We start from the raw sequence: 22701 nt of genomic DNA, 5'->3' as shown, positions 1-22701 counted from the left end.
GATGTATTACTTCCATATTTTAAATTTAGAATAAAAAATATATTGCCTATTTTATAGTTAACAATCTGCGTTGATGTAAACGATAGATAGTGACCATGTTGGTGACAATAAAGGTGATTTCGACAAAGGACCCGCCAATCGAACCAATCCAAATGTTATGGCTAGCCCAACAGAAAGAATTGAATAAGATCAAGGACCTCAATGCGATGCCTTGTCTTGAAAAGAGTGCCCATGTCGCAACGGATGAACCAACAACCGTAATAAATTCAAAGAAATGATTCATGTTGGGTAAAGTCATGCACCACATCAAGCCAATAAAGAACCACATCACTTTGCGCGATTGAGTTTTTATCGATACATAGCTGCGAATAGCATTAATAATTACGCCTATAGCCGCCACTATGGCGCCCATTAATATGAAATGGATACTCATTACAAAACAAAAGATCATCATCTGGTAGCGAAAACGCATATCATCTTTTTGCCAAAAGGCCATTACACCGATACAAAAAGCCAGGCCGCCAACTCCTTGTGTTATCCAGTTTTCCATATTTAGCCTTTATTTTTAAGATGCTATCGAGCACGATTAAATATTAACTTTGAAAGAATAATGCTCAACCATAAAATAACCCTCCAAAAGGAGGGCTAGATATAACGTCAAAATGCTATTGCACTAGGTTTAATTGACTAACTTAACGGCTTCACGAGTTAAATGAGCCAGCTCTTCCCAATTGCCTTCTTCAATCAGCTTCTTATCCACCATCCAAGTACCGCCACATGCGAGCACGCGAGGTATCGCTAGGTAGTCTTTAATGTTGTTTGGGTTGATACCACCGGTCGGCATGATTTCAATATCCGTGTAAGGCGCAAGAAGTGACTTAACCATGTTGATGCCACCTGATGCTTCAGCAGGGAAGAACTTCAATGTGGTTAAGCCCATTTCTAGAGCGGCTTCTACTGTACTCGGGTTGTTGACTCCAGGAATGATATCAATACCAATCTCTTGGCAGGCTCTTACCGTGTTTGGGTTAAAGCCAGGAGAGACTACAAACGTTGCGCCTGCTTCTTTAGCCGCAATAGCTTGCTCACGATTGAGCACAGTGCCTGCGCCGATCAACATATCTGGTTGTGATTCACGAAGTAGACGAATTGCTTCAACTGCAGCTTCCGAACGGAATGTAATTTCTGCTGCAGGTAAACCATTTTCAGCTAACACTTTACCCAGAGGGATGATGTCTTCAGCGTTGTCGATAGCGATCACAGGGATAACTTTCAGTGTTTTCAGTTGTTGTTTGATGTTAGACATTGGTATTCCTTAAATGGCTGTGATGGCCGCTTGAGTGAGTTCTTTTGCAATAATGGCACCACGATGTTGGATAACGACGCCTGCCATGGTATTGCCGCGCTGGCATGACTTTGTTAAGTCTTCGCCCGCAAGGTAAGCCGATAAAAATCCGCCATTGAATGAGTCTCCTGCCGAGGTCGTATCAACGACATGATCAACAGGCAGGGTTGGCACCGCTAGTGGAGCCGAAGCGGCACCAGAATCTGGGTGTATGTTACTTTGAATGGTGGCATCTTGAATGAGACAGCCATCTGCACCCAGTTTGACGATGCATCGCTTAACACCCAGCGTCGTTAGACGTTCGATAGTTTGTTCTGGAGAGCTATCGCCCCAAATTAATTGTTCATCATCGAATGTGACCAACGCTAAATCCGTCAATGTATACATGGCCTGGTAGCTGTTTTTGACGGTTTGGTTTTCGTCTTGTGGCCAAAGTGCAGGGCGGAAGTTACTGTCGAAGGCAATCTCAACACCTTGTGCCTTCAACTCAACCAAGATGTTCAATAGCTCGATACGATCTTGTTCAGGCAGAATCGCTAATGTGATCCCGCTGAGAAAGACCATATCGACATTGCGCAGTGCCTGCTTTATCTGATTGAAATCTGGGTGCTGTAGCAGGTAGCGTGCAGCCGACTGGTTTCTCCAGTACAGAAAGGTACGTTCACCTGCGTCATCAAGCTGAATTAGGTATAGACCCGGAGTACGTTGGCTGTCTTGTAGAACAAGGTCCGTCGACACCCCCTCTTGTTGCCAGCGTTCTAACATTCCCTTGCTAATCGGGTCTGCGCCCAAAGCCGTGACGTAGGACACTTTTATGTCATCTTGATTGAGGTTGGCCTCGCAGCCGCGGCTTAGATAGACCGCAGCATTGAGTGTGTCTCCGCCAAACGTTTGATGCATTGAGCCGAACGGTTTGCCGTTAAGCTCGATCATGCACTCACCAATAATGGCGATATGTTTCATGGGTTACGCCCTCTCTTCGAAGTAGCGTTTTGCGTTTTCAAAGCAGATGTCTTCGACCATAGGGCCAAGCAGTGACATGTCGTTTGGCACCTCGCCGTTTTCAGCCCAACGACCAAGCATGTCACACAGAATTCGGCGGAAGTATTCGTGGCGTGTGTACGACAAGAAGCTGCGAGAGTCAGTCAGCATGCCGACAAACTGGCTAAGCAGACCAAGTTGAGATAACTGTTCCATTTGGCGTTGCATGCCGTCTTTCTGATCGTTGAACCACCAACCAGAACCAAACTGAACTTTGCCCGCGATGCCGCCACCTTGGAAGTTACCAATCATGGTTGCCATCATCTCGTTATCGCGAGGGTTTAAGCAGTAAAGAATGGTGCGAGGTAACTCGTTGCTTTGATCCATTTCGTCTAACAGGTGAGCCAATTCGAAGGCAAACGTCTTATCGCTGATCGAATCAAACCCTGCATCTGCACCTAACAGTTGGAACATGCGCGTGTTGTTATTGCGCTGAGCACCAATGTGAAGCTGCATTACCCAACCCATTGCGGCGTAGCGCTTGCCTAACCACACCTGAACCGCTGTTGAAAACTGCGCACATTCTAGATCGGTGAGCGTTTCGCCATTGAGGCGTCGAGTTAACAGGGCATCCAAATCCGATTCTGATGGAATAGGTGCGTAGCGAACCACTTCAATACCGTGGTCAGCCGCACGACAGCCATGGGCATTAAAGTGGACTAAACGCTTGTCTAGCGCACTCAACAGATCATCAAATCGACGGATCTCGATATCGGCTACTTGACCAAGTTGGCGCAGGTAATCGACAAAGGTGTCGAGTTCGATTTTGAAGGCTTTATCTGGGCGCCAGCTTGGTAACACTTGTACATCAAATGAATTGTCTTGAGCGATCGCCTTATGGTGTTCAAGAGAATCAATTGGATCGTCTGTCGTACCAGCCATCACCACATTCATCTGCTTCATGATGCCGCGAGCACTAAATTCTGGTGTCGCTAATAGCTCGTTGCCTTCGTGCCAAATTTGGTCTGCGGTTTCTGGACCAAAGAGAGTGCCAGTAATACCAAATGGGCGGCGTAGTTCTAAATGAGTCCAATGGTAAAGTGGGTTGCCCAAGGTTTGAGGGACGGTTCTAGCCCAGGCCATGAACTTATCATAATCGCTTGCGCCTCCAGTAATCAGACGCTCATCAATCCCTGCTGAACGCATACCACGCCATTTGTAGTGGTCACCTTCAAGCCAAATCTTAGACATGTTTTCGAACTGACGATCTTGAGCCACTTCTGCCGGGTTTAGATGGCAGTGATAGTCATAAATCGGCTGGTGGCTTGCGTGTTCATGGTACAAACGACGTGCAGTCTCATTCGACAGTAAAAAGTCTTCACATAAGAAATTCTTCATTGTTTGTACTCCTTATAACGCAGCCACGGTCGCAACGGCACCGTGTTCAATTAATGATTGGTACGCTGAACTTACCGCATCAATGACCTGCGGGTCTTGGCCTAGCTCGGCAGGGAAAATCGCTTCAACCGCAAGTAATGCTGGAACCACAGAAACATTGAGTCCATGCTGGTCGCAGATCTGGCGAAGTGTGTCTGCCATTGGATCGCGGACATCAATCTCATTGCCTTGCTCATCAACGCCAGATACATAGCGCATCCAGCCAGCGATGGCGGTTGCAAGCCACGAGAAATCTGAGCCTTGATCTAAATGGAATCGTAAGCTGCCACCCATACGTTGAGGGATCTTCTGGCTGCCATCCATCGCAATCTGCCACGTCTTGTGCTTCAAGCTTGGGTTAGTGAAGCGGTTGATCAGCAAGGTTGCGTAACCTTCTAAATCAGTCCCTTCAGGCATCGTTAACGAAGGTGCCTGTGATTTCATCATCATGTCAAAAGCGGCTTTTCGGTAGCCAGCATCCGTCATAGTGTCGGAAATATGGTCGTAGCCACCAAGGTATCCAAGGTAAGCAAGGAAAGAGTGACTGCCATTGAGCATACGCAGTTTCATCTCTTCGTAAGGCACCACATCTTCTACGAACTCTGCGCCAGCGACATTCCAATCTGGACGACCTGCCACAAAGTTATCTTCAATCACCCATTGGCGAAAGGGTTCACAGGCGATGCCACATGGGTCTTCACAACCAAGCAGTTCTGCAATTTCTGTCAGTGTTTCTTCTGTTGCTGCGGGTACGATACGGTCAACCATGGTGCATGGGAAGGTGACATTGGTTTCAATCCAATCACGTAATTCTGGGTCAAGCAGTTGAGCAAACTCAATGATCGCTGCTTTTGCTACATGACCGTTCTCTTGCACGTTATCGCAAGACATGACCGTGAATGGTGTTAAGCCACGTTCACGTCGAATTTTGAGCGCTTGCACAATGTAACCTAATGCTGATTTAGGTTCGCTTGGGTTAGCTAGGTCAGCGATGACTAATGGGTTATTTTTGTCGAGTTTTCCTGTCGCTGGGTCTGCGCAGTAGCCTTTCTCTGTGATGGTCATAGAAACGATAGCCACTTGAGGTTCGGCCATTTTTTCTAATACGGTTTCGATGCCGTCTAGGCTTGGGTGAAGAGATTCGGCCACTGAGCCGATCACTTTAACGTCTGTGGATTCAGCGCCTTTTTCAGCAACCGTGTAAAGGTGATCTTGCGTGCGAAGTGATTCAATTAAGTCTTCGCCTCCGAATAGGTTAATTTCGCAAATACCCCAATCAGTGCTGGTCTTGCTGAGCATTTCATTGGTGAACAACGCTTGATGCGCTCGGTGAAATGCACCGAAGCCAAGGTGCACGATACGGCTTTGGAGTGCTGAACGGTCGTAGTCAGGTCGTAGTACAGTGTTTGGCAGCGTAGAGTTAGCAACAGTCTTCATTATTCAGTTCCTTTTCCCGCCAGCGAACCAGCGGGATTTTATTATTTGATAAAGCGTTTGAGTGTTTAGCAGTCTTAGAATCTATCTGTGACCAAATTACGAACCGTAGCCCAGTACCAATTCAGGTAGGAACAAGCTCAGCTCAGGGATAAAAGTAACGGCCATTAGGGCTGCAATAAGTGCGGCATAGAATGGCAATAAAGGCTTGATGACTTTGTCGATGGCAATGTTGGCAACCGAACAACCGATGAACAGAGCACTGCCTACTGGCGGTGTACAGATACCGATAGCAAGGTTGAAGGTCATCATGATGCCGAAGTGCACAGGGTCGATGCCTAGGTCTAGCGCGATTGGTAAGAAGATTGGTGTGAAGATAAGAACCGCAGGGGTCATATCCATAAAGATGCCAACAATCAACAGAATCACGTTGATAATCAGTAGGATCATTAGTGGGTCTTCGGAAACCGCGAGTAGAGCATCGGCAATCATGTAAGGTACATCGGCGTTCGCCATTGCCCAAGACATGCCCATTGATGCGCCAACCAGTAATAGAACGATAGATGTTGTTACTGCAGACTCAAGGATGATCTTTGGAATATCACCCCATTTCACTTCGCGGTAGACAAGCACAGCTAAAACAAACGTGTATACCACAGCAATTGCGGAAGCCTCAGTCGCAGTAAAGATACCGCCAATGATGCCGCCCATGATGATGCCGATCAGTGCTAAAGAAGGTGCTGCTTTTAGGAAGGTATTCCATACCATTGATGTGGAAGGACGAGCTGCGACTGGGTAGCCACGACGTTTCGCGATAATACCTGCCACCATCATGATGCTCAGCCCCATCAATAGGCCTGGGATGTAGCCTGCTAAGAACAATGCTGCAATAGAGGTACCACCAGAAACTAATGAGAACACGATCAGCGTGTTGCTAGGTGGGATAAGCAAGCCCGCAGGACATGACGTAATATTTACCGCAGCCGAGTAGTTTTCGTCATATCCATCTTTCTTTTGCAGAGGAGACATAGTACCACCAACTGCAGCAGCCGATGCAACCGCTGAGCCTGAGATAGACCCAAACATCATGTTTGCCATCACGTTTACGTGGGCGAGTGAACCTGGTAGACGACCACCCAACACTTTCGCGAAGTTGATCAAACGCAGCGCGATGCCGCCTTGGTTCATGATGTTGCCCGCCAAAATGAAGAACGGAATTGCTAATAGTGCAAAGTTATCAAGGCCTGCCGCCATACGTTGAGCAACTACAGCAATTGCAGGCTCAAGCGGTAAGCTCATTAAGATGGTTGCTAGTGACGATAAACCAATCGCAAAAGAGACCGGTACACCGATTGTAAGCAGTACAGCGAAACTACCGAATAATGTCAGTATTACTTGCCATTCCATTGTGAAATCCTTCTATCAATCAAGTTGTGAGTCGGTGATCAAATCGTCACCTGACATTAATTGTTTAACGCGTTCGTAGGTAAATACGACTGAGTAAAAAATCATCAAAGCGCCACTAACCGGTAAGCAGAAGTAGATGTAGCCCATTTCTAAACCTAGAGCGGGAGTCAGTTGTCCCATCGCAAGTGTTTTAGCTGCAAGTTGGCTGCCACCGTGTACCAGAACGATATAAGAGAAAGAAGCGATGGCTATTTGGATAATGATTTCGTTGATTAATTTACGTTTGCCAGTCAGCTTCATCGTAAGTAGGTCGATGGCAAGGTGGCGTTTCAGACCTGTTGTGTAAGCAGCACCAATCAGGGCTACCCACATAAAGAGGTAACGAGCGAGCTCGTCGGTAACAGTACTTGGTTTGCCAATAACATAGCGGGATAGAACCTGCCATATCACGCATAGCACCAAGAAAGACGATAGAGACACTGTAAAGGCGGCCAACCCTCTATTTATGTAACTGACCAATTTATTCATGTTTATTTCCTTTCAACAAAATTGCGTATCTCATAACAATTGGTTTACCAATGTAAGAAATTGTTTCTATGTAGGGATGGGATGTTCAAAAATCTGGCTGAATCATAAGCTATTCATTTTTTGGTTGGCGTGAGCAACTTCACAAATGATTTTGGTTGACCAATTTATGGGTTTTTATTGTGACTTTGGTCAATCAATTTTAATTTCAGCTTTGACGGTTCCTTTTTTGAGCCCCAATATGAGCCCATAACAAAAAACACCCTACATTTTGGATAACCAATCCACGGAGAATAAGAATGATGATGACGCGTAAAACTTTGATTAGTGCGGTTGTCGGTGCTGCTTTGACTTTTGGAGCAACAGCTTCTGCTTATGCAGCGACAACATTGAAACTGAGCCATAACCACCCTCGTGACCATGCAGTACATGAAGCGATGACGTTTATGGCGAAAGAAGTACGTGAATTGACTGATGGTGAGGTGCGTATTCGTATTTACCCTGATGCTCAATTGGGTACACAGCGTGAATCTATGGAGCTGATGCAGAACGGCGCTTTAGATATGGTGAAAAGTAATGCTGCTGAGCTAGAAGCTTTTTCTCCTGCTTATTCATCATTCAACATGCCTTACTTATTCCGCGATCAAGCGCACTACTACAGTGTGACTGATGGTGAAGTAGGTCGTGACATTCTTAACTCTTCTCGTGATAGCGGCTTTATTGGTGTGACTTACTACGACGCTGGTGCGCGTAGCTTCTATACCAATAAGCCAATTAACACACCAGAAGATCTGAAAGGTTTGAAAGTTCGTGTTCAACCAAGCCCATCAGCAATTGCGATGGTGAAAGCGTTAGGCGGTAACCCAACGCCACTAGCTTACGGTGAGTTGTACACAGCACTGCAGCAAGGTGTCGTAGATGCGGCTGAAAATAACATTCCTTCTTTCAGCTTGAGCCGTCACAGTGAAGTGTCTAAATACTTCAGCTTAGATGAGCACACGATGGTTCCGGATGTGTTGGTTATCTCAACCAAAGCATACGATAAACTGACTGCAGAACAACAAGATGCGCTAATGAAGGCGGCAAGTGATTCATCTGAATTGATGAAAAAATTGTGGGCTGAATCGGAAGCAAAAGAGCGTGCTAAAGCCGAGAAAATGGGCGTTACTTTTGTGGAACCAGACAAGGCTGCGTTCGCACTAGCGGTTCAACCTATGTACGACGCGCTAGATAAAGCGGACCCAGAATTGAGCGCATTGATTGACCGTATTCAGGCTGTTGAATAACGAGCAAATATAGAAAAAAGAGTAATACAAAAACAAGGTGTTACTGCATTTTAAGATATAGAGGTTGACCAATTATATTTGGTCATTATGATGGCGAGAGAAATACAATGGAAAGAAGTGACAATATCATCATGATGCCTTTCGAGCCGAAAAGACCTTATCAGGAGATAGGGTTAGTACTAAGAAAAGAACTGATTGAAGGCCTGTATAAGGTCGGAGATAGGTTACCTCCAGAACGCGATATTGCTGATCGTCTAGATGTAAGCCGCACTGTAGTGCGTGAAGCGATCATCATGCTAGAGCTTGAAAACTTAGTTGAGGTGAAAAAAGGGTCGGGTGTTTATGTCCTGAACATTCCAACTCATTCTCGCGAGAATGTGGTCAGTGATGACGCTGGTCCATTCGAGATGCTGCAGGCCCGCCAATTACTGGAAAGTAATATCGCGGAGTTTGCGGCAACTCAGGTCACTCCGGGCGACATCATTAAGATGCGCTCTGCACTCGAACTCGAGCGCGAAGAGCTTGCAAGCGGCACTACCGATTGCAGCGGAGATGAAAGATTTCACATGTGTATTGCAGAGGCAACTCAAAACTCTGTGCTGGTAGATATGTTGAAACAATCCTGGGATCGACGCGAAAAGAGTCCAATGTGGAATAAACTCCACTCTCACATCAGTGGTCAAGATTACCGTGAAGAATGGTTAGATGATCACGCTCGTATCCTCGCCGCCTTACAGCGCAAAGACCCTGTCGCTGCTAAGAACGCAATGTGGCAACACCTTGAGAATGTTAAACAGCGTTTGTTAGCGCTGTCAGACATTGATGACCCAAACTTTGATGGTTACTTATTTAGCTCCAACCCAGTGGTGCTGCTTAGCTCAGAAAGCTAGTTCTGAAGCTAATGTTGAATTCAGCGACAAGGCTCCTCTTGAAAGCTGATTCATTCACTAGGTTGTAGATAGGTAATCGTCTTTAGACCGGCGTAGACCGGTGCTATCTCGGGCAGTAATTGTCATTGCTGCCATTAAGAAGTCGTTATTGCATTTAGCTTGATTAATTCGAGCCGGCTAAGTGCGTCTTAAAGAAAGGTAAGTCTCATGGAACAAACGTGGCGTTGGTACGGCCCTAATGATCAAGTTTCGCTAGACGATATTCGTCAAGCGGGCGCAACTGGTATTGTGAATGCACTGCACCATATTCCAAATGGTGAAGTTTGGACAAAAGAAGAAATCCTTAAGCGTAAAGCCATTATCGAAGAGAAAGGTTTAACGTGGTCGGTTGTAGAAAGCGTGCCTGTGCACGAAGAGATCAAAACTCAAACTGGCAACTACCAGCAGTGGATTGATAACTATAAGCAAACTCTGTCTAACCTTGCTGAGTGTGGCATCGATACGGTTTGTTATAACTTCATGCCCGTGTTGGACTGGACGCGTACCGATTTAGAATTTGAAATGCCTGATGGCTCGCGCGCACTGCGTTTTGACCAAATCGCGTTTGCGGCATTTGAGCTGCATATCTTGAAACGTCCAGGTGCAGAATCGGACTATTCAGAATCAGAGCAAGCTCAAGCGTTGGATTACTTCAACAACATGACGCCAGAGCAAATTCAGCAACTGACTAATAACATCATCGCTGGCCTGCCAGGCGCTGAAGAAGGTTACACACTAGAAGCGTTTCAAGCACAGCTAGATCGCTATGCGGGAATCGACAAAGACAAGCTACGTGAGCACATGTCTTACTTCCTCGCTGAGCTGATGCCTATCTGTGATGCGAATGGCTTGAAGATGGCGGTTCACCCAGACGATCCACCGCGTCCGATTCTAGGCTTGCCTCGCATCGTTTCAACGATCGAAGACATTGATTGGTTGACCGAGCATGTACCGAGCAAAATGAATGGCTTGACGATGTGTACGGGTTCATACGGTGTTCGTGGCGACAATGACCTGGTTAATATGATCAAAAAGCACGGTGACCGAATTTACTTTACGCACCTGCGTTCAACTAAGCGTGAAGAGAGCAACCCAATGACATTCCACGAAGCAGCGCACCTCGATGGTGATGTGGACATGTACAACGTTGTGATGGCTATTTTGGATGAAGAAAATCGTCGTGCAGAAGTGGGCGATCACCGCTTAATTCCAATGCGTCCGGATCACGGTCATCAAATGCTGGATGACCTTAAGAAAACCACTAACCCAGGTTATTCGGCGATTGGTCGATTGAAAGGCTTAGCTGAAGTTCGTGGTTTAGAGATGGCATTGAAACGCGCTTTCTATACCAAGTAACGACGGCATCTAGCTTTAAAGTACTTTTAAAAACCAGAACTCATGTTCTGGTTTTTTGTATCTGAGCTCAGTAAAACTTCAGAGTTTGGATAACAACAATCACGCCCCTAACTTGGTAAAGGCCAACGGGGTTTGTCCAGTTTGCTGTTTGAAAAAAGCGATAAACGCACTGTTGGATGAGAACTCTAGCAGATGAGCCACATCAACGACTTGTCGGTTTTCTGAGAGCAGTTCAATCGCTTTAAACAAGCGCCATTGCTGTCGCCACTCTTGGTAAGTCATGCCTGTTTCGGCTTTGAATAATCGAGTAATCGTTTTGGTGCTTGCGCCAACCGAGTTCGCTAATGTCGAGAGGGCTGGGGCAAGAAAGGAAGCGGTTCGGACTTGTTTGCAAAAGCTTTTAAAGCGGCGATCTGTCGGTAGTGGCAAGATAAACGAGTGTTGGTTAGCACTGTAAAACTCTTCCCAGAATAGGTTGGCGGTATTGGTGGTTTGCTCGCGGGCAACATCCCAATCCCAGAAAGCCATCTTATTGATCAGGGCTTTTAAAAGCTCATTCACTTCCACAATTTCAATCGCTTCTGGGCAGGTGTAAATACTGCTATCAAAATAGAGCGACCGATAAGCAACCACATTGGTCATCTGCGCGCGATGTTTGGTATAAGGCGGGATCCACACGGCTTTAGTCGGCGGCAAAATGCAAATGGCGTTTTCTAAGGTCAAGGTGATGCAACCCTGCGGAGCATACAGCAACTGTCCTTTTACGTGGTGATGTATTCCTGAATCATGCTGACCTAGCTCTGCCGCAATCCCTATTACGGGCGCAGGTAAGCTGTCTGCATCAAACTCAATGGTTTCGCTGATTAATGCCATTTGTCCCAATCTTGTTGTTTTTGGTTTTAATGTTGTTAACGAGCCAAGGTTAGTTTCCCCTAGACTCCTCGTCAAGTTCACTGGTCTTGGAAAAATGATGAAAACAAAACCTTCTTTATGGCAAATGGTGCTATTGCTGATGTTCCCTCAAATCGCAGAAACCATCTATAGCCCGACTCTGGATTCAATATCGAAATCCTTTGATGTCAGTTACACACAAGCTGCTCAAACCCTATCGATTTACTTCTCTGCATTTGCGGTGGGTGTGGTGGTATGGGGCGTGTTAGCTGACAAGTGGGGGCGCCGACCAACCATGTTATTGGGCATGGGGTTATTCGCTTGTTCAGCACTCATTGCTATGCAAACCAATAGCTTTGTTTGGTTGATGATAGCCCGAGCCATGGGCGCTTTCGGGCTTGCGGTTGGCTCGGTTGTGACACAAACCATGTTGCGAGATGCCTTTAGCGGCGCTGAACTGGCCAAGGTGTTTGGTTACATGGGGATGGGGCTGTCGATTAGCCCAATCATCGGGCTGCTTCTTGGCGGTCAATTAAGCCAAGCGGGCGGGCATCAATATGTGTTTATTGCCCTGTTTATTATGGTGTTAGTGCTGTTGGCACATAGCCTATGGTCATTGCCTGAAACGCAACAATCTAAGCAGCCATTGCAGTTAAAGTCACTCAGTATTCACATGGTCAAAGATAGCGATATATGGATGTCTGCGTTGCTGGTCGCGTCGTTCAATATTGCACTGTTTTCCTATTATCAATTGGGTTCATTTGCCTTCATTCAACTTGGATTTAGCGTTGAGCAGCTTGGCTACAGCGGCATTGTGCTTGGGTTCGGGACTCTGTTGGGAAGCTTGGTGAACAAGACATTGTTGAAGAGACAAGTGTCTTCAATGTCTCTGATTGGTATCGCAGCAGGGCTTCAAACATTAGGTGCGGTGGGTGTGTATTTTTCACAACACACGATCTGGTTCTTGCTTCCAATGATGTTGGTGGTTATGGCGTTTGGCATTGCGATTCCCAATGTATTGAGCCGAGCGTTGGTACGTTACCAATCTCAAGCAGGAAGTGCAGGCGCACTGTTTGGTTTGATGTATTACACCTTGATCGGCTCAGGGCTCGCTTTAGCGGGAATGCTCCAAGATCTAGGTGTAGTGTTGGTACTTTGTGGCGCGTTATCTGTTCTGGTGACGATACGCAGTCGACTCCAGCTTAAACGCTAAGTCTCTCATCTGTATTGATAAATTCCGTGTCCTGTTTGGCGCGGAATTTATCATTTCTTGGTTTGTAAATTTGGATATTGACAGGGGTAGAGTGATCGTTCTACTCTGTAGGTAGAACAATCATTCTACCCTTTGTCGGGTATTGAGAGAGCACTATGTTGAGAGAACAGATTGCAGCAAGCTTAGAGGTGGCATTTAGCCAGCAAGGTTTTGCTGAGCCGAGCGTTGCACAGCTGAAAACGGCGTGCGATGTAAGCCTAAGAACCTTGTATAAACATTTCCCTTCAAAAGAAGCGATGATCGTTGGTGCCTTGGAATATCGACACCAACGCTACTTAGATTTCTTGTTGGAAACGTCGCCTGAAAAGGGGCTCGCATCGGTTACTCATATCTTCAACAAGCTCCAACAATGGTTAGAAGAGTATGCGCCACATGGGTGCATGTCGATGAATGCGATGGCCGCGTTTCCCGATAATGAGCTTATCAGCCACGCGGTTACACAGCATAAAGAACAAGTCCGTTTGCTAATAGGCAAGCAGAGCCTTCGAGAGGATCTCGCGACACCACTGTTTTTACTTCATGAAGGCGTATCAAGCGCGTGGCCAGTCTTAGGCGAAGAAGCAGTGGCATCGGCGCAGAATATGGTGACAAAATTACTCAAGGAAACAGTATGAATTTCGAGATACCAAAAACAATGAAAGGCGCAGAGATGCTAGGGCACGGCGGGGCAGAAATGCTGGGTTACCGTGAAGATATCGCTGTTCCTCAAATTGAACCTAATGAAGTGCTGATCAAGGTGATGGCGGCAGGCGTGAACAACACCGACATCAACACACGAATCGGTTGGTATTCTAAAAGTGATGATTCAGACGATGCCAGTTGGTCTGGCGAAGCGCTAAAGTTCCCTCGTATCCAAGGTGCTGACGTGTGCGGCTTCATCGTAGCCGTTGGTAACGAAGTTTCGGCTGACCGTATTGGTGAGCGTGTTCTTATCGAACCTTGTTTAACAGAAGTGTACGGACGAGATCTGCCACAGCCATGGTATTTCGGTTCTGAGTGCGATGGTGGTTTTGCTGAGTACACCAAAGTCGCCGCGAAACACGCATATGCGGTGAACAGCACTATGTCGGATGTTGAGCTAGCGTCTTTCCCATGCTCTTACTCGACCGCAGAAAACATGCTGACTCGCTCGAATGTGGCTGAGGGTGATCGCGTGCTTATCTCAGGTGCATCGGGCGGTGTGGGCTCTGCGGCTATTCAGCTAGCAAAAGCTCGCGGCGCGTATGTTATTGCCATCACTAGCCCAAGCAAGAACCAACAGTTACTTGAACTTGGCGCTGATGAAGTGATTGCCCGTGATGCAGATTTGGTTAAAGCGCTAGGCGAAAGCAGTGTGAATGTGGTTATCGACTTAGTCGCCGGTGACAAATGGCCGGAATTCCTTGAAGTGCTGAAACCACATGGCCGTTATGCTGTGTCTGGTGCGATTGGTGGTGCAATGGTTGAGCTTGATGTGCGAACTTTGTATCTCAAAGACCTCAGCTTTTTTGGTTGCACGGTTTTAGAACCGCAAGTATTCCAAAACTTGGTTAATCGTATCGAGAAACAGCAGATTGGCGCCATCGTTGCAGAGTCTTATCCGCTAGCCGATATCCATAAAGCGCAAGATGAGTTCTTAAAGAAAAAGCATGTTGGTAAGATCGTGTTGGAAGTGGCAGAACGCTAGTTTTAGTCAGCTTCACGGTTTAGATTGATGGAAGAGTGAGCAAGCTTTATTTGCTCGCTCTTTTTGTTCCTGGTGAATACCGAGGAGCTGAGCAAATTGTTGGGTAACAGATCCTATACAGCTGAAAGGTTAATGATTCATTTATCACTGTATGGTTTATGAGTTGCCTGTGCGATAATCACCGCCGTTATATATCCCGAACTGTTTGATAATCATCTAGGAGCCGTATTGATGTTTAAAAGGGTATTGCAGGCACTATTCTCACCTTTTGTTTATTCAAAAAACAAACCCTCTGCAGAGCCTGCCCAACAAGAGCAACAACAAACCGTTGCTACTGATTCTGTTCAGTCTTCAATCTTTGTTCCGCCGTCGTCCGCTCAGCCATCATCATTAATCGTCGATAAGACGCTTAGCCTTCACGATGGTGAGTTCCTTGATTATTTGTTTGGAGAGTCTCGCCTTCGAACGGAGTCAGACCCATTTAGTGATTTTGTCGCTTGCCAAATCGAACGCTTGATTCGCTCTCCAAAAGCCTTGCTTAATGAACTTCCAGTGATGCCAGCCTCTGTGACCACGTTAATGGGCGAATTACAGAGCGATGAGTTTGATGTCGATACTCTGTTAAGAGTGATTGAGCGCGAGCCGAGTATGGCTGCCGATGTGATTAAACTGGCAAATAGCGCCTTTTACAAACGCAATGAAAAACAGGTTACCGACCTAAAAACAGCATTCTTAAATATGGGTTCTCAAGGGCTCGTTGAAGGGGTGGTGAATAGCTACATGAAGAACTTCACGCCGGGGAACAATATTTACTGGCGTCACTTCGGTGAGAAAATTTGGAATCACAGTGTTCAAACCGCGTCGTTTTCTAAGGAGTTGATGAAAGACTCTTCATCTCAAGAAGAGCAAGCAGCGGCGTATTTTGTTGGGTTAATTCGCAACTTAGGCAAGATGATCATTTTCCAGATGATGGTAGAAGCCTTCAAGCATGTTGATCCTTCTGTTCCACCTAACTCGTTAGCATTGAAGCGCCTGATGAACAGCTACTCCATTCGCCTGACTTACACCATTGCTAAGTTCTGGGAACTGCCAGAATCAGTGTTGACCGCGATTGGCTACCAAGAGTCGAGCCGATACGAATGCACACCACTTGGTCAAGCTGTGTTTGAAGCTAACTACTTGAGTGAGCTGTGCTATTTACTGGAAGAACAAACGATTGAAGTCGAGCAATTTAAGCGCAGATGCAAAGAGACACTGATGTCTCCGGCTGCATACAAAGTGGCTAACCGTATCTATAAAGAGTCTGAATTATCGCTAGTGAGCTAACCCTTAGCCTATTCGACCTACGCTGTGACTGAACATAATGATTGGTTGCAGCTTGGTTGGGCTAGGTTGTGAAATACATTCAGCTACGAAATACGCTTACAAATGGCTAATCCACAGCTTGTCGAGTTCGCACCAACCGAAACCATTTACTTGCGCGCCGTGTATCTTTTCAGAAACCTCTAAGTTGAACGCCTCTTGCTTGAGCTCAACCACAACCCCAGAGTCATTCAACCAATGCTTGAGTTCCAACAGTGCATTCATCGCTAACTCAACGTTGGGCTGGTTTCTTATTGAGGCTAAGCCTTGTTCGATTTTCTCTAGCATCTCAGCAGGCAGCGCTAAGTCCTCAAACGGGAAGCGACTGAAGAAGCTTAACCACGAAGTGAAGGTGTCATTCTCATCAATAATGCTGCATAGCGCGACGTCTTTAGTAGTTAGGTAATGCCCATATTCCACGCTGGTTTTGTGGTCGCCAGACACTGACAACTGATCGAAAAGGGCTTGGCATTCAGAGGTGTCTTCAACGGTGAACTCACGAACGGTTGAAGACAACATCGGGCTTTGAATCTTAAAGAAGGTTGAGCCGAAATCCGGTTGGGAAGAATGGTCATCGCCACGCACGCTGGTCGTTTTCTCGGGCAGTTTCACGCACACCTGATTTTGAGCGCAGGCTTTGCTCTGTGCCCATTCAGGATAGACCCACAACTCGACTCGATTCAGAATCGGCGTGCTGTGTGAATAGGCGCTATTGCGGCTCAATCTCAACATCTTGCTTGAGAAGATGTCTAATGAGAACGCGCCAGATCCAATCAGCCTATCAGTCGGTGATGAGTGATCGAATACGGAGGCTTCAGCCCTAGCAAGTAGGCGCGGTAAATGCCAATCAGGTTGATTCAACTTTACGACAACCACATTGCCTGCCGAGACAGAGACCTCATCAATATGCTGATAACAGCGATGCCATATTTTGCTTTGGCAGAGAGAGTTAAGGTTGCGTGCTATGTCTTGAGGTTCGAGTGTTCGACCGTTATGAAAGTGAACACCATTGCGAATCTGAAAGTGCCACTGTGTCGCATCTTGATTAGGCTGCCAATGATAAGCCAGATCGCCGCTGAGTTTGCCGTGCTTAACGGAGGTTAGGCGTTGGCAAACTTGCATAACTAAGAAACGTTCGGTGCGTCTAAGCACTCGTTGAGGGTGAAGCGCTTCGAGTTCTCGGTGAAACGGGATGTACGCGATATTCTGCGTCGACGGATTGGTATTGCTTAGAAAGGCTTGCAACTCAGTGCCAGCATTGCGGCCGTTGAAGCTCAAGGTGCTAAACACCTGTTCTATGTTGCCTGCGTCAGCTTGGGTTTGTGCGTATTGGTAACACGCCTCAATGGGTTCAACCAGACACGTGAGTTGTGCCTTCTTGCTGCGGCCTGAGCTAGCTTGCCACTCAATCCAGCCTTGTGCTGTCATCGCTTTGAGTAAGGTCTGAACGTGACGTTCACTCACGTGCAGCAGTGTGGCCAGTTGGTTGACCTGACAGTGTGATACTCCAGGCCCAAAAGCCTGAAATATCTTTTCATACAGTTCAAGCTTACGCTTAAGGTTGCCCAATTTGCTTTTCCTAACGACGAGATTGAGTTAAATGTGAATAGCCAGAATCAATCAGTGCGTTTTCCATCGTATCGAGAACTCGAGAGGTTATCTCTGAGCTCAGGATATTCGATTCAGTTTTGCCTTGAAGCACCAAATCTGAAAAATGGTCGATTTCAAACTCGAATCCATTCCCTATCACTCGGTAGTTAATGGTCGACTTTTTGCCTTGATGTTCAATCTCAATAAAGGCCGGATTCCACCATTTTTCGTGAATGGTGATTTTGGTTTCAGGTCCACTCAAGTGTGCTGTTCGGGGAAGGTTTTGCACTGTTGATGCCGATATCTTACCGTTCATATCACCAGAGAATGTAAAGCACGCATCGGTATCAACATTTGCCCCCTCATAAAGACACGACATCTCTACCTGAGGTTTTGAAGGGTTTACACCCAGCGTTCGGCACAGATCGTAAAAGAACCAAAGCCCATAGACCCCAACATCGAGTGTTGCTCCGCCTGACAAATCCGGATTGAAGATAAACAAATCGGGCTCATAGTCATGATGGTTACCAAAGCTGGCTTCGATTGAATCTATCTGAATGTTGTTATCGACCAAGAATGATTGGAGCTCACGATATGCGGGAAACACCACGGTTTTCATTGCTTCTAACAGCATCACGCCATTTTGCTTGGCGAGGGCTTTCATCTCAAGCCAGTCAGCAAGGTTGGTAAAAGCCGGCTTCTCGACCAATACGTGCTTGTTATTCTTTAGAAACAGTTCAGCAAGTGGCTGGTGGTATGGGTGAACCGTAGCGATGTAAACCGCTTCGACACTTGGGTCATTCGCCATCTCTTCGTAAGAACCATAAGCCTTGTCGCAACCAAACTTGTTGGCGAACGTGGCTGCGCGTGAGTGATCTCTGGCGGCAACGGCATACAATTCACCATGCAGACAATGCTCTGTGACTGCGGTAGCGAATCGATTGGCGATATTGCCTAGCCCTGCGATACCCCATTTAATTTTGCGTTGCGTGTCGCTCATCTGTTGCTCCAAATCGTTGTTTTGTCTCAGTGTACTCAGAGACGTCACATACAAATAGAGAACAGATTTCTCAACCTGTTCTCTATTTATTTTATTCTAGTTGAAGCTCAGGATTAGCTCTGTAGGGAGCGTTTCCAATCGGCTAGAGCTTGAATGTGTTTTGGCCCGATGCCACAACAGCCACCGATAATATTCGCGCCCAGTGCATGCCAGCGTTTAGCGTAAGTTAAGTAACCTTGGCCATCCAGCTCACGCATCTCCTGAAACATATCATTCGCTTCATGTTCGTTGCTGATAGGCGCAAAATTGTTGGCATAGACACCAACTTCTAAATCACTGCCTAGCTCATCGATCACTTTCTTGGCATCGATAATGGCTTGATCCATCACTTCAGGCACTGAACAGTTAAACATAATGCCTGTCGCGTTTGATTGGCAGGCAAGTTTGATGGCGTCTGTTACGCTCTCGCCAGAACGAATATTGGCAGAATCGCCCTTGGTATCTTCCAAACTGAATGCGTAGTAACACGGCTTATCTGACTGCTTAAGAACCGCATGAATGGATTCGAACTCTTGCAGGCTGCAGATGGTTTCCGCTATCCAAAGATCGATGTTTGGATCCTGGGCATCGTAAAGCGTTTGAATGATTGGCGCTGCCTCTTCTACCTTAAACAAGTCTGGTCGGTAGCTGCCAAATGGCGGTGGAATCGCGCCCGCGACTTTCACTGTGTGGGTAGCATTGTCTGCAACTGCTTTAGCCAGCTCACCAGACAGTGTGGCTAGTTCAAAACCGCGTTGCTCGAACAGCTCTTCACCCAAATGAAAAGGCACACAGGCGTAGCTATTGGTGATTAGGATTTCAGCACCTGCATCGACAAAGTTTTGATGCGCTTGGCTAACAAATTCGGGTGCTTCAATCAGCGCTTGAGCACTCCAAAGCGGTTGAGAAAATGGCGCGCCAATTTCTTTGAGTTCTCGGCCCATGCCGCCATCAAGTATGGTTAGTGTTTTCATATTTAATACTATCTAAAACAGTTGCTGAAGTTCTGCCGTCACCATATCAGACAACCTTGTCAGACAGAAGCCATCAAGCCAAGGTTCAACTATCGATGAGGGAGTTTCGTTATAAGCCGTCTAGCGGGCTAGTCGTGCCACTAAAGTGTTGCCCAATAACGTTAGTGTAAATCTGAGTTGTCTTAACATCACTGTGCCCCAGTAGCTCTTGAACCGTTCTGATATCGGAGCCTGACTTTAGAAGTTGCGTAGCAAAACTGTGCCTGAAAGTATGACAACTAATTCGCTTGTGGCGCAATTTATTAGAGTTAGTCGCCTTCTTCAGCGTTTTTCGGAGTACCGAATCATGTAGGTGGTGTCGGCATACGATCCCCGACTCAGAGTGTTGAGTGACGGATTTTGATGGGAATAGGTACATCCAAGCAAGTTGTCGATAGGCACTAGGGTATTTTTAACCTAATCGGTGAGGCAAAGATGGCCCAAACCCATTCAAGTTATCTTTAGCGAGCAGAACTGCAACTTGTGAAATTTTGTCTTGTATAGCTTCAGTGAGTGAAAAACTTAAAATTGTCACTCGGTCTTTATTTCCTTTCCCATTGTGAACAGTGAGAGACCCTTGTTTTAGATCTATATCTTGTACTCGAAGCCTCAGGCATTCCGATACTCTCAAACCTGAACCATACAACAAGCGAAAAAACAGTTGATATTTAGGATCTATTTCATTGATCACCGAGATAGCTTCCGCATGATTGAGTACGCTAGGAATTTTTCGAGACCGAGTCGCATAGCTAAACCCTAAGTCTCCTAGAGGTTGCTTAATAAATTGATTGTATAAATTGGCTAGAGCATTGAGAGCTACCTTTTGAGTATTGATGGCTACTTTTTGTTGATTAACTAAATGAGAAAGAAAGGAGACAACTTCAGCGGCATGCATCTGTTCAGGGTGTTTAAGCTTATGAAAATGAATGAAGTATTTTATCCAGTAACAGTAGGCTTTGATTGTCTTGCGACTATAGCCTCGCATCGTCATATGTTCGCAAATTGCCTGCATGAATTGACTCGCCATATATTCCCCTCACAAAATCTGTACATACAGACAGTTTATTGCTTGTTGAATAATTAGTGACTTAAAAAAGAGTGGTTTTTAACTCTGATTGAGCACGAATTTAACGAGAGGCTTATTTTAAATTATTGATTATACATCAGATTTATGGGTGGTTAAGAATGAGGCCGAGCGTTACATAGTCGGCAATATGTGCTTGCACGTTTTCACACTTATTGTTTAGACCCACTTTTATATTAAATGCATAGCATTCAGTTGGTTATGAGTGACCTTTTTGATATGTTAAGCGGATGGATTCGTGCTTGCACAATATTAAAATGTTATGTTTTGGTGTGCCCCCGAAAACAACCAAAATTTACGATTAAAAGGCTTGGTAAATTTAACCAGCCGACGGTTTATCCATAAGGAGTATCATGGATCAGTTATCCAATATTATGCATAAAGAGCATGAAGGATTTTTTTATGAGTATTTTGAAAACTACAGTAATGATTGTAATTGCATGTGGAGACAAAATGCGGCACATCAAAATGTCTATTCTATCGAGCGCATAGATATATTACCTGAATTTCGCAGGAAAGGATTAGCTAAAAAGTTGCTCTCTGAGACGCTTAAACGTATTGCGGTAGAATGCCCTAAAGCTTGCGTAGAAATCACCGCAGAACCAGACGCGGATAGCGAATTAACTATGGAGAATCTCGTAACTTTTTATGAATCTCTCGGATTTGAAAAGTACCAAAGCCTTGGAACTCGTGTTCATCTTCGTCTATATCTGGATGATTCTGTGAAACCACGCGAAGTGTATGATAATCCATCGTATTTCAGCTTTTAGATAAAAACATAACAATCGCATCAACACGATTTACTACACTCGGCAATCTCAGTTTGCCGGGTGTTTATCGTTTTAAGGCGTCAATTTTAAGTATAATTGCTTGGTAGTAAACGTGTTATGCAGGCGTTATATGCCCGAGTGGAGATATATGGAACATTTAGTTAATCAGCTGCTTCTAAGTGGTAGAGAAGGTCTGTGGTGGGATTTTAAACAAAAATTCCATGAAAATATCGCTGCGTTAGTCCATGACATTATATGTATGGCTAACGTCATACATGATGGTAATAGATATATTGTCTTTGGTATTTCAGACTCACTTGAGGTACTAGGTTTATCTCAGGAAGATAAGTCATACAGCCAAGCAGACATTATCAATCATTTACGAAAGTTGGCATTTAGTGAACATAACGTACCCAATGTACAATTGAATTCTGTGGTATACAAAGGCGCTGAGATTGCTGTACTAACAATATTTAATGAACGGCTTAAACCGTATTACCTCACTCAGGAGTTTCGTTGTAAGAACAAGCTCATTCGTGCCGGGGTTGTTTACTCGCGTGTTGAGGACACAAATACGCCATTAGATTCATGTGCGAATCCATCTGATCTAAAGGCTATGTGGTCTGAAAGGTTTGGACTTGATTTGTCCGCCCCTAAACGGTTTTCGATTATCTTAGAAGACTCCGAAAACTGGATTTATGACGGAGTCGATAAAGCTTATTATGCAGTTGATCCTGACTTTACAATCGAGATAGGTGAACTTGAATATGAAGGTGGTAACTATTGGTGGCAAAATGTTCTTGTCGAACAACCAAAACAGTATAACTACTATCTAAAATATAAAAATGCGGTAATCGAAGAACTTTTAGTCGTACATTATTATAAAGAAAATTTGAAAATCCCGTTTCCCGGTATTGAATTTATTACATATCCCGAAGCTAATGATGGCTTTGAAGCGGATTTTTACTGTGACCTTTATTATTTTCAAAAAGGTACATTAGAATATAGTTTGTTTAAGCATTTACGGGAAATTGAGACAGCAACGATTACTTTAAAAACCTTATCATCTCCAATTTCTTCACAGATTAAGCCACCAATTATTAGACTACCATTTTTTATCATTGGTAATGATAGTGAAAGGCTACAGTTACAAGCTGAGTTCAAAGAAAAATACAAGGCATTCATGCTTAATCGAAATAAGTTACTTGAGTCAAGGTTTCCGGATGGCGACTATAACCGTTGGCACATTGAAAGGGTGTTCTCTGAATGGGTCTTCGAACAACTCGCGTAGGCATATAACAAATAAGGATTAA

Annotated in this window: 20 protein-coding genes and 1 pseudogene; 9 read left to right on the top strand and 12 right to left on the bottom strand. The window is 45.4% G+C overall.

Features of this window, described 5'->3' with window-relative positions; genetic code table 11:
• Nucleotides 1-46: 46 nt before the first annotated feature.
• The 7 genes from AB4493_RS03970 to AB4493_RS03940 all read right to left on the bottom strand — a co-directional run bounded on the left by AB4493_RS03970 (nucleotide 47) and on the right by AB4493_RS03940 (nucleotide 7132).
• Entirely contained in the window at nucleotides 47-550 is a 504-nt protein-coding gene (locus AB4493_RS03970; protein ID WP_017057788.1) for a YgjV family protein, read from the bottom strand.
• A gap of 129 nt (nucleotides 551-679) precedes the next feature.
• On the bottom strand, nucleotides 680-1306 hold the full coding sequence (locus AB4493_RS03965) for a bifunctional 4-hydroxy-2-oxoglutarate aldolase/2-dehydro-3-deoxy-phosphogluconate aldolase (protein ID WP_017068137.1): 627 nt from the start codon (nucleotides 1304-1306) through the stop codon (nucleotides 680-682).
• Nucleotides 1307-1315: 9 nt separating this feature from the next.
• Nucleotides 1316-2308 (bottom strand): sugar kinase, encoded by a 993-nt coding sequence (locus AB4493_RS03960; protein WP_017070469.1) that lies wholly within the window; start codon nucleotides 2306-2308, stop codon nucleotides 1316-1318.
• Between the two features lie 3 nt (nucleotides 2309-2311).
• The gene (gene uxaC / locus AB4493_RS03955) at nucleotides 2312-3724 is read right to left on the bottom strand and encodes a glucuronate isomerase (protein ID WP_108094027.1); all 1413 of its coding nucleotides are present in this window, start codon (nucleotides 3722-3724) and stop codon (nucleotides 2312-2314) included.
• Nucleotides 3725-3736: 12 nt separating this feature from the next.
• Nucleotides 3737-5200, bottom strand: a complete 1464-nt coding sequence (locus AB4493_RS03950; RefSeq protein WP_017068140.1) for a fructuronate reductase — start codon at nucleotides 5198-5200, stop codon at nucleotides 3737-3739.
• 96 nt (nucleotides 5201-5296) lie between these two features.
• Entirely contained in the window at nucleotides 5297-6604 is a 1308-nt protein-coding gene (locus tag AB4493_RS03945) for a TRAP transporter large permease (protein ID WP_017068141.1), read from the bottom strand.
• Between the two features lie 15 nt (nucleotides 6605-6619).
• Nucleotides 6620-7132, bottom strand: a complete 513-nt coding sequence (locus AB4493_RS03940) for a TRAP transporter small permease (RefSeq protein WP_017068142.1) — start codon at nucleotides 7130-7132, stop codon at nucleotides 6620-6622.
• Between the two features lie 299 nt (nucleotides 7133-7431).
• Between AB4493_RS03940 and AB4493_RS03935 the strand changes: the two genes are divergently transcribed.
• The 3 genes from AB4493_RS03935 (at nucleotide 7432) to uxuA (ending at nucleotide 10700) form a co-directional block, all read left to right on the top strand.
• The gene (locus tag AB4493_RS03935) at nucleotides 7432-8415 is read left to right on the top strand and encodes a TRAP transporter substrate-binding protein (protein ID WP_029235323.1); all 984 of its coding nucleotides are present in this window, start codon (nucleotides 7432-7434) and stop codon (nucleotides 8413-8415) included.
• A gap of 107 nt (nucleotides 8416-8522) precedes the next feature.
• On the top strand, nucleotides 8523-9305 hold the full coding sequence (locus AB4493_RS03930) for an FCD domain-containing protein (RefSeq protein ID WP_017068144.1): 783 nt from the start codon (nucleotides 8523-8525) through the stop codon (nucleotides 9303-9305).
• A 207-nt stretch (nucleotides 9306-9512) separates the two neighbouring features.
• The gene (gene uxuA / locus AB4493_RS03925; protein ID WP_017068145.1) at nucleotides 9513-10700 is read left to right on the top strand and encodes a mannonate dehydratase; all 1188 of its coding nucleotides are present in this window, start codon (nucleotides 9513-9515) and stop codon (nucleotides 10698-10700) included.
• Nucleotides 10701-10799: 99 nt separating this feature from the next.
• Here uxuA and AB4493_RS03920 read toward each other — a convergent pair whose 3' ends face one another.
• Nucleotides 10800-11573: a helix-turn-helix domain-containing protein gene (locus AB4493_RS03920; RefSeq protein ID WP_017065211.1), complete on the bottom strand. Its 774-nt coding sequence runs from the start codon at nucleotides 11571-11573 to the stop codon at nucleotides 10800-10802.
• A 97-nt stretch (nucleotides 11574-11670) separates the two neighbouring features.
• Here AB4493_RS03920 and AB4493_RS03915 point away from each other — a divergent pair, with 97 nt between their 5' ends.
• The 4 genes from AB4493_RS03915 to AB4493_RS03900 all read left to right on the top strand — a co-directional run bounded on the left by AB4493_RS03915 (nucleotide 11671) and on the right by AB4493_RS03900 (nucleotide 15856).
• A complete protein-coding gene (locus tag AB4493_RS03915) occupies nucleotides 11671-12804 on the top strand; it encodes a multidrug effflux MFS transporter (protein ID WP_372154551.1) in 1134 nt (377 codons plus the stop codon).
• Between the two features lie 155 nt (nucleotides 12805-12959).
• Nucleotides 12960-13478, top strand: coding sequence for a TetR/AcrR family transcriptional regulator (locus tag AB4493_RS03910; RefSeq protein WP_372154550.1), 519 nt, complete (start codon nucleotides 12960-12962; stop codon nucleotides 13476-13478).
• Complete coding sequence (locus tag AB4493_RS03905) at nucleotides 13475-14530, top strand: alcohol dehydrogenase family protein (RefSeq protein ID WP_372154549.1); 1056 nt, start codon at nucleotides 13475-13477, stop codon at nucleotides 14528-14530. The genes AB4493_RS03910 and AB4493_RS03905 overlap by 4 nt, the downstream gene beginning before the upstream one ends.
• A 231-nt stretch (nucleotides 14531-14761) precedes the next feature.
• Nucleotides 14762-15856, top strand: a complete 1095-nt coding sequence (locus AB4493_RS03900; protein WP_102394448.1) for an HDOD domain-containing protein — start codon at nucleotides 14762-14764, stop codon at nucleotides 15854-15856.
• Between the two features lie 96 nt (nucleotides 15857-15952).
• On the opposite strand, the gene AB4493_RS03895 is transcribed toward AB4493_RS03900, so the two are convergent.
• The 4 genes and pseudogenes from AB4493_RS03895 to AB4493_RS03880 form a co-directional block, all read right to left on the bottom strand.
• Nucleotides 15953-17461: an SgrR family transcriptional regulator gene (locus tag AB4493_RS03895; protein ID WP_372154548.1), complete on the bottom strand. Its 1509-nt coding sequence runs from the start codon at nucleotides 17459-17461 to the stop codon at nucleotides 15953-15955.
• A gap of 10 nt (nucleotides 17462-17471) precedes the next feature.
• Complete coding sequence (locus tag AB4493_RS03890; protein ID WP_372154547.1) at nucleotides 17472-18482, bottom strand: Gfo/Idh/MocA family protein; 1011 nt, start codon at nucleotides 18480-18482, stop codon at nucleotides 17472-17474.
• Nucleotides 18483-18595: 113 nt separating this feature from the next.
• Nucleotides 18596-19495: a homocysteine S-methyltransferase family protein gene (locus tag AB4493_RS03885; protein ID WP_371725595.1), complete on the bottom strand. Its 900-nt coding sequence runs from the start codon at nucleotides 19493-19495 to the stop codon at nucleotides 18596-18598.
• Nucleotides 19496-19604: 109 nt separating this feature from the next.
• Nucleotides 19605-20561 (bottom strand): annotated as a pseudogene (locus AB4493_RS03880) (integron integrase).
• Nucleotides 20562-20971: 410 nt separating this feature from the next.
• Here AB4493_RS03880 and AB4493_RS03875 point away from each other — a divergent pair.
• Both AB4493_RS03875 and AB4493_RS03870 read left to right on the top strand, forming a co-directional pair.
• Nucleotides 20972-21388, top strand: a complete 417-nt coding sequence (locus AB4493_RS03875; RefSeq protein ID WP_108112258.1) for an N-acetyltransferase — start codon at nucleotides 20972-20974, stop codon at nucleotides 21386-21388.
• A 148-nt stretch (nucleotides 21389-21536) separates the two neighbouring features.
• A complete protein-coding gene (locus AB4493_RS03870) occupies nucleotides 21537-22679 on the top strand; it encodes an ATP-binding protein (RefSeq protein ID WP_372154546.1) in 1143 nt (380 codons plus the stop codon).
• The last annotated feature ends 22 nt before the right edge of the window (nucleotides 22680-22701 follow it).

Origin of the sequence: Vibrio sp. 10N.222.55.A1 (genome assembly GCF_041473835.1) — a bacterium.
In the GTDB taxonomy this organism is placed as follows: domain Bacteria; phylum Pseudomonadota; class Gammaproteobacteria; order Enterobacterales; family Vibrionaceae; genus Vibrio; species Vibrio crassostreae_C.
Note: the sequence above shows the minus strand (reverse complement) of the source record. Positions and strands in the feature narration are given on the sequence as shown.

Excerpts from the sequence above, each read along its gene's own strand:
- AB4493_RS03945 (WP_017068141.1), bottom strand. The coding sequence starts at position 6,604 with ATGGAATGGCAAGTAATACTGACATTATTCGGTAGTTTCGCTGTACTG.
- AB4493_RS03960 (WP_017070469.1), bottom strand. The coding sequence starts at position 2,308 with ATGAAACATATCGCCATTATTGGTGAGTGCATGATCGAGCTTAACGGC.
- AB4493_RS03935 (WP_029235323.1), top strand. The coding sequence starts at position 7,432 with ATGATGACGCGTAAAACTTTGATTAGTGCGGTTGTCGGTGCTGCTTTG.
- AB4493_RS03970 (WP_017057788.1), bottom strand. The coding sequence starts at position 550 with ATGGAAAACTGGATAACACAAGGAGTTGGCGGCCTGGCTTTTTGTATC.
- AB4493_RS03875 (WP_108112258.1), top strand. The coding sequence starts at position 20,972 with ATGGATCAGTTATCCAATATTATGCATAAAGAGCATGAAGGATTTTTT.
- AB4493_RS03885 (WP_371725595.1), bottom strand. The coding sequence starts at position 19,495 with ATGAAAACACTAACCATACTTGATGGCGGCATGGGCCGAGAACTCAAA.
- AB4493_RS03950 (WP_017068140.1), bottom strand. The coding sequence starts at position 5,200 with ATGAAGACTGTTGCTAACTCTACGCTGCCAAACACTGTACTACGACCT.
- AB4493_RS03890 (WP_372154547.1), bottom strand. The coding sequence starts at position 18,482 with ATGAGCGACACGCAACGCAAAATTAAATGGGGTATCGCAGGGCTAGGC.
- AB4493_RS03900 (WP_102394448.1), top strand. The coding sequence starts at position 14,762 with ATGTTTAAAAGGGTATTGCAGGCACTATTCTCACCTTTTGTTTATTCA.
- AB4493_RS03930 (WP_017068144.1), top strand. The coding sequence starts at position 8,523 with ATGGAAAGAAGTGACAATATCATCATGATGCCTTTCGAGCCGAAAAGA.
- AB4493_RS03870 (WP_372154546.1), top strand. The coding sequence starts at position 21,537 with ATGGAACATTTAGTTAATCAGCTGCTTCTAAGTGGTAGAGAAGGTCTG.
- uxuA (WP_017068145.1), top strand. The coding sequence starts at position 9,513 with ATGGAACAAACGTGGCGTTGGTACGGCCCTAATGATCAAGTTTCGCTA.
- AB4493_RS03940 (WP_017068142.1), bottom strand. The coding sequence starts at position 7,132 with ATGAATAAATTGGTCAGTTACATAAATAGAGGGTTGGCCGCCTTTACA.
- AB4493_RS03910 (WP_372154550.1), top strand. The coding sequence starts at position 12,960 with ATGTTGAGAGAACAGATTGCAGCAAGCTTAGAGGTGGCATTTAGCCAG.
- AB4493_RS03905 (WP_372154549.1), top strand. The coding sequence starts at position 13,475 with ATGAATTTCGAGATACCAAAAACAATGAAAGGCGCAGAGATGCTAGGG.
- AB4493_RS03965 (WP_017068137.1), bottom strand. The coding sequence starts at position 1,306 with ATGTCTAACATCAAACAACAACTGAAAACACTGAAAGTTATCCCTGTG.
- AB4493_RS03915 (WP_372154551.1), top strand. The coding sequence starts at position 11,671 with ATGAAAACAAAACCTTCTTTATGGCAAATGGTGCTATTGCTGATGTTC.
- uxaC (WP_108094027.1), bottom strand. The coding sequence starts at position 3,724 with ATGAAGAATTTCTTATGTGAAGACTTTTTACTGTCGAATGAGACTGCA.
- AB4493_RS03920 (WP_017065211.1), bottom strand. The coding sequence starts at position 11,573 with ATGGCATTAATCAGCGAAACCATTGAGTTTGATGCAGACAGCTTACCT.